At 39.1% G+C, this 5,787-nt stretch carries 6 protein-coding genes and 1 other RNA gene; 5 read left to right on the top strand and 2 right to left on the bottom strand.

Annotation, left to right across the window (positions count from 1 at the left end):
• The 3 genes from AB7E63_RS13130 to AB7E63_RS13120 form a co-directional block, all read left to right on the top strand.
• Positions 1-745 (top strand): hypothetical protein (locus AB7E63_RS13130; protein WP_428419641.1); only part of this gene is annotated, 745 nt, incomplete at its 5' end.
• Between the two features lie 54 nt (positions 746-799).
• Positions 800-1,244, top strand: a transfer-messenger RNA (tmRNA) gene (gene ssrA, locus AB7E63_RS13125).
• A gap of 239 nt (positions 1,245-1,483) precedes the next feature.
• Positions 1,484-2,782 (top strand): hypothetical protein, encoded by a 1,299-nt coding sequence (locus tag AB7E63_RS13120; RefSeq protein WP_036746631.1) that lies wholly within the window; start codon positions 1,484-1,486, stop codon positions 2,780-2,782.
• A gap of 161 nt (positions 2,783-2,943) precedes the next feature.
• On the opposite strand, the gene AB7E63_RS13115 is transcribed toward AB7E63_RS13120, so the two are convergent.
• Together AB7E63_RS13115 and AB7E63_RS13110 are read right to left on the bottom strand one after the other, a co-directional pair.
• Positions 2,944-3,315 carry a hypothetical protein gene (locus AB7E63_RS13115; RefSeq protein ID WP_036746633.1) on the bottom strand — a complete coding sequence of 124 codons (372 nt, stop codon included), beginning with the start codon at positions 3,313-3,315 and terminating at the stop codon, positions 2,944-2,946.
• Positions 3,308-3,676, bottom strand: a complete 369-nt coding sequence (locus AB7E63_RS13110; RefSeq protein ID WP_036746635.1) for a DUF6864 domain-containing function — start codon at positions 3,674-3,676, stop codon at positions 3,308-3,310. The genes AB7E63_RS13115 and AB7E63_RS13110 overlap by 8 nt, the downstream gene beginning before the upstream one ends.
• 139 nt (positions 3,677-3,815) lie before the next feature.
• On the opposite strand from AB7E63_RS13110, the gene AB7E63_RS13105 reads away from it, so the two are divergent.
• Both AB7E63_RS13105 and AB7E63_RS13100 read left to right on the top strand, forming a co-directional pair.
• Entirely contained in the window at positions 3,816-4,424 is a 609-nt protein-coding gene (locus AB7E63_RS13105) for a DUF6088 family protein (protein WP_006342583.1), read from the top strand.
• Entirely contained in the window at positions 4,421-5,431 is a 1,011-nt protein-coding gene (locus AB7E63_RS13100; protein WP_006342584.1) for a nucleotidyl transferase AbiEii/AbiGii toxin family protein, read from the top strand. The genes AB7E63_RS13105 and AB7E63_RS13100 overlap by 4 nt, the downstream gene beginning before the upstream one ends.
• Positions 5,432-5,787 lie beyond the last annotated feature (356 nt).

Here is a 5,787-nt window from a genome sequence, read left to right as displayed (position 1 = left end):
GATTAGCAAGCTATATTTAGGAACACGATTTAAAGCTAAGCTTGAAGAATTCATGCATGTTGATCGTTGGAATAAACTTTCATCTGGTCCATCGTCTCGACCTCCAGCACCTCCTCGCCCTCCAAGAGTTTATGGGCAAATAGGCACGACAGATCACGCTCCTGATTCCGCTAAAATTGACGACAATTCTGATCAGCCATCCTCTCAAACTAAACCTCCAGCACCTCCTCGCCCTCCAAGGGTTTATGGGCAAATAGGCGCGACAGATCACGCTCCTGATTCCGCTAAAATTGATGACAATTCTGATCGGCCATCCTCTCAAACTAAGCCTCCAGCACCTCCTCGTCCTCCGAGGGTTTATGGGCAGCCCTTGAAGACAGATAATGCTACCGATCCCACTAAAATTGATAGCAATCCCGATCCCCTGCCAACTAGATCTAGAGAAGCTCCAATTAGACAAAATAATGCCAATAAAGATGAAGATTTCCTTAAAGCCTTAGAAAAAAATCGTCGAAGAGCTGTTGGGGATGATGGAGATATTGACAATGAAGAGGAAGATGAGGTTGAAATTTCTGTAAATCAGGATAAAGAAGTTAAGCAGCCATTAGTCAAGAAAGAAGGTCAAGGTCAAAACCCCATCGCGCTAAAGATTATAAAAGAAATGAAAGCTAGAAATCTAGTTGACTCCCAAGACCAGCCGGAAGGAGTTGAACCAGAAACAGAAAATGATGACTGGAAAGTTTGATCCCACTTGCTTACTAATTTAGCTAGAGCTATAATATAAATAAGATCAGTATTTGGGGGTGTCACGGTTTCGACTGAGAAGTCAAGTATTGATTGCATGCGGAGGATGTCGGTTGGCCTCCTAAAAAAGCCGATAAAACAATAAATGCTAACACAAATAGCAAACTAATTAGTGGTGTTGATTTTGCCGCTGCTGTAGAAGCTGATTCAGTTTCTTACGCTGCTGCTGCTTAACCTGACTAATTGGTCGCTGTATAAAGCCTAACAGCTTTATCAGCACAGCAGTCTGAGACTGGACCAAGGGTCGAGGAGTCTGCTGTCATTGACTTGGTACGGAATAAAGTCCGCCGCTTCTAGGGTTTTATTCTAAGATAAATGAAGCAAGTTAATCATAGTGTGGTGGCTGCAATGTGATTGACTTATTTTCAGCACACTAAGCATGTAGATATTAATATGTAGATTTGCCCAGGACGAGAGTTCAATTCTCTCCACCTCCATTCAATTTTAAGGCTTCAGTTTAAGGACTGAAGCCTTTTGTTTTTAGTGGCTTACAACACAAAAATCACATCGAAAAATTTAGCTGCGTAAAGCTCATTTACGCAGTATTTACGCACTAGACTGGATAAAACTGCAGTAAAACGATTCTCTTTTTTATAAGTGCATGCTATGTGCTATGATCATAGCTCGTAATCCTAACTAAAATCATAAAACCAGCTAATGCGTCCGCAAAGGAATAATTATGAATGAAACAATTTATTTAAACATTGAGCCCTGGATGTATTCAGTTATGGAGAGATTTTGGGTTGGCCAAACATGGAACCAAGCAATTGGAAACGATATCGAGAAGTTAAACAATCCCCAAATGCATGGTCCTTATTCCATTGGCAAAATTCTCATTCCTGAGCAATGTTCTGTCTGCCAAGGATCCATTGGAGGATATTTTGCAAGCCGAAGTGAATTTAAAGAAGGGTTAAAATGGAATAGATCTGCAACCTGCATTGGATGTGGGCACAAACCTTTTGCGCTGAAATGTAATTGCTCACCATGCTCAGCCTTTCATCGAATCGAAAAAGAGCGCTTAAAAAAAGAAGCGCAAGAAAAAGCATTTTTAGAAGAAGCTCACCGAAAGGAACTTATCAAAAATCGGGTTCAAAACCACAATCAAAACGTGAATTCGTTAGAATTTGGTACATATGATGATTGGGCAATTTTATTGGCCATGCTCGTACAGTCAACGAGTGAAGATCCTTTTATTATTACACCCCTTAGGGACTCAGAACTTTCTTTGGGAACAAGTCCTCATAAATCAGCGGAAGCAATTCAAAAAGTAATATCCTATCTTCAGTTTTTGGATGACAGTCCTCGTACAGCAGTGCTTAAGGATGATTCCCTTAATTGGAATGGACAAAGCGAAAGCTATAAAGTAATTAGCCATGCACTAAATCCCAAAGAGCATCTCTTAAATACTCTCAGAACTTGCTCGTTTGACTGCGGAGACGCCGAATGCATTGCTTTAGATATCCGAGCACTGATGATTGATGAGGCATTGGAATTTCTTGAACGAACAAGGGAAGAATATGGGTTACCCCATCAAGTTGGAGATAAAACAAAATTTTTATTTAATCAATTGATTATAGAAAGGCCTCTTGGTGAAATCTTCTTCTTAATTTGGCGTAGCTGTGTAGATTCTGCGGCTGCCGTTCAGAAAAAAAGTATCAGTCGAGCCCAAGCCTCAAATCGTGTGATTGGAGAAATAGAGCGGCTCCATATCAGAGCCAAAGAAAATGGATGGCAATTAAAAATCTACAAGAGATTTAATTTCGGAAAACAAAATTGGTTGTCCTATGTGTATTTTAATTTAGTACTAAAATTATCTGGAGAAGGACTGGAGTATAGCTGGATTGATGTGTTACAAAAACAGCAACTTCTTGTGAACTTAGATCCTGAATCACCTATTTTGGGGTCTTATATCCCTGCTATACTGGAGGTCTTGAAAGAACGAGATCTCCTCAACACATCCAATCCGAACGGTCAATGAACCTTCTCCATCTCTTCCAAGCTGCTCAAATTGAAGAAGAAAGACACCCGCACAAACCCGACCAAACCGAGTTTGCAATACTTTATCTGTGACGATTGTGACATGTGTGAATCCTGGCAAACTCCTGTCACACTTCGATATCATTGTCACAAATTCTAAAGTTATGAGTAAGGCTGAGAAGATTTTTGAATGGTGGGCGGCTTTTGGGGAGGGATTGTGAGCTTAGCTTTATCATCCGACACGCTGCTCTGCAAAGCATTGATAGCATGCATCTCAAGATTATATCTCTCACTCTGCAAACGTGAAGGATCAAAAACTACAAAATATCTAACCATCCAACAATAAAAAACTAAAAGTCCAATCATGATAGTAGCACTCAAGATTTGAATCCAAAGACTAGGTCCCGCTACAACTCCGGTTCCAAATAGTAACTGACAAAAGCCAATGACCCAATTTACTGAAGCCATAACATTGCTTTTATAGCCATCTCCAGTAATCTTTTTTCCAGTAAGGGTCGAAAAAAAATTAGGCATTTTTTTGACCTTTAAATACTGAAATTGTTAAACACAAACAGTCTGACCCCGAGGCTGTTCCATAAAATTGTAAAAAAAATTTATCTTCGCCAATGCAAAACTCCAAGGGATTAGTCAATGAAGCGCCAAAAGAACCGAGAAAATTGGTAAGAATAAGAGTTAACACATTTCCGTCTTGAGAAGTTGCGCAGCCTTTTTTAGAGGGGTCAGAATCTGATTCAAATCTAAAATGAAATTGAGCCGTCTTTTCGGAAGTAACAGGTATGTGGACTTGGAGACCGTGTTTTGGGTTACAGCATACCGTTTCCGAAAGAACGAGCTCTAAACTCCCATTAAATATCTTTGGCGTGATCTTATTCATGACAAAGAATCTAGCAAAAAGTGCAGCTGTAAGTCAATAAATTTCACAAAAAGATGCTATTTTTGTGAAAAGCGAACAATTAAGTTGCTTGATTTCACAAAAAGATGCTATTTTTGTGAAAATCAGGGAATGATATAAAATGCATCAAAGTATTGAAATCTTGGTAAAGGATAGAATTATCGATCATGGTCGCGGTTGGTGTTTTACCACTATGCACTTTTCGGATCTAGGTAGCGATGCTTCTATTCGAAAGGCTCTTTCACAACTTCAAAAACAAAACATCATCCGGCGGCTTGTTCAGGGTGTTTATGATTATCCCAAAATGCATGACCTATTGGGTACCATTCCACCTGATTTGAACGAAGTCGCCAAGGCAATTGCAGAAAAAAATGGAGTTCAAATACAACCTGCTGGAGCTTATGCTGCCAATTTAGTTGGCCTTTCTGTGCAAGTGCCTGGTCGGGTTATATTTTTGACCGAAGGCCCATCCCGAAAAGTTAAGATTGGAAATCAAGAAATCATTTTTAAAAAGACCACAAAAAAAATTATGTCTTCTGCAGGGACTAGAGAAGGTCTTCTGATTCAAGCTTTGAAAAATCTAGGAAAAGATCATATTGACCAGATAGCGCGTGCGCAAATTTCAAAATTCCTAAAAAATACAACTGAAGAAGAAATTAAAAAAAACATGAAATTCGCTCCCGCCTGGATCCGCGCTCTTGTTTTTGAAATAATGGGACTCAAGCCATGAATGAAATTTATCTTTTATCCAAAGATGAACGAGCACTTTTCTTTAGAACTGCTACTGATATCCAAAATATGCCTTTTGAAATTATAGAGAAAGATTATTGGGTTGTATGGGTTTTAGAAAGGCTATTTTCACTTGAGAAGATAAAGCCGTATCTTACCTTCAAGGGAGGCACGTCTCTTTCAAAAATATATGGATTAATTGATCGTTTTTCAGAGGACATTGATCTTTCAATCGAAAGAGAATTTTTTGGTTTTGGGACGCCTCATGATCCTGAAAATGCACCGTCCAAGAAAAAACAGAATGCTATAATTGACAATCTTTCAAAAGCTTGCTCTGTTTATGTGCAAACTCAGATGCTGGCTGATCTTAAAGATGCCTTTGCAGAAAAACTTGGGGTAACCGATGGATGGCAAGTATTCCTTGATCAAGAAGACCCTGATGCTCAAACCTTATTATTTGAATATCCAAGCGAAACTTCAAAAGCTGGATATATTAGACCCCTTGTAAAAATCGAAATTGGGGCAAGGTCAGAACATTGGCCAGTCAGTCAACATAGAATACAAAGCTACGCTAAAGAAGCATTAAAAGAAAAAATTCATGAATCTGAAATAGTCGTTCGGGTGTTGAATGCCGAGCGAACTTTTTGGGAAAAGGCGACTATCCTTCATCAATATGCACATCTACCCCAAGATAAAAAGCTTCCACCACGTATTTCGAGGCACTTCTATGACTTTTTCCGATTATTAAATTCTCCGGTAAAACAAAAAGCGCTGAAAGAAGCTGCTTTACTTGAAAGGGTGGCTAATCACAAAAGCATTTATTTTGCATCTGGCTGGGCAAGCTACAGCACTGCTAGACAAGGAACTTTGAAGCTTTCCCCTCCTTCGCATACCTTAAAAGAACTTCAAAAAGACTACAACCTAATGAAATCCATGTTTTTTAGGGAGGTTCCTGAGTGGGAATTGATCTTAAAAACCATCAGAGAATTCGAAACCGAATTCAATTAAGTCGGTATCGCTTTAATGCCTTTAAAACAAATTAAAATGTGCCAAAACATTCCTCAAATGCGTAAAAATTGCGTAATTTATTCAAAACAGTCTCATTTACCTGTTAATGTGCTAGGGAATTGATAGTTTTAGTGGGGAGATTGGTCGTCTCTTAGTTGCATTTTATTGCGGTTTTATCTAGAATATCCCACTTTACAAGGGACTTTCAATGGGTACAATTAGAATATGCTGAGTCTCCATAAATTTCACTACCCTTGGGCAAATTACGAGTCATCACTTTGAAAGGAACAGAGTCGTGTTCACATCCCGGACAAAGTATCACTCACAAAGTCCAGCCAACCCCAGAAGCAAATACA

It is taken from the genome of Parachlamydia sp., assembly GCF_050255895.1.
Lineage (GTDB): Bacteria > Chlamydiota > Chlamydiia > Chlamydiales > Parachlamydiaceae > Parachlamydia > Parachlamydia acanthamoebae.
This window is presented reverse-complemented; position numbering and strand designations above follow the sequence as displayed.

Excerpts from the sequence above, each read along its gene's own strand:
- AB7E63_RS13120 (WP_036746631.1), top strand. The coding sequence starts at position 1,484 with ATGAATGAAACAATTTATTTAAACATTGAGCCCTGGATGTATTCAGTT.
- AB7E63_RS13115 (WP_036746633.1), bottom strand. The coding sequence starts at position 3,315 with ATGCCTAATTTTTTTTCGACCCTTACTGGAAAAAAGATTACTGGAGAT.
- AB7E63_RS13110 (WP_036746635.1), bottom strand. The coding sequence starts at position 3,676 with ATGAATAAGATCACGCCAAAGATATTTAATGGGAGTTTAGAGCTCGTT.
- AB7E63_RS13105 (WP_006342583.1), top strand. The coding sequence starts at position 3,816 with ATGCATCAAAGTATTGAAATCTTGGTAAAGGATAGAATTATCGATCAT.
- AB7E63_RS13100 (WP_006342584.1), top strand. The coding sequence starts at position 4,421 with ATGAATGAAATTTATCTTTTATCCAAAGATGAACGAGCACTTTTCTTT.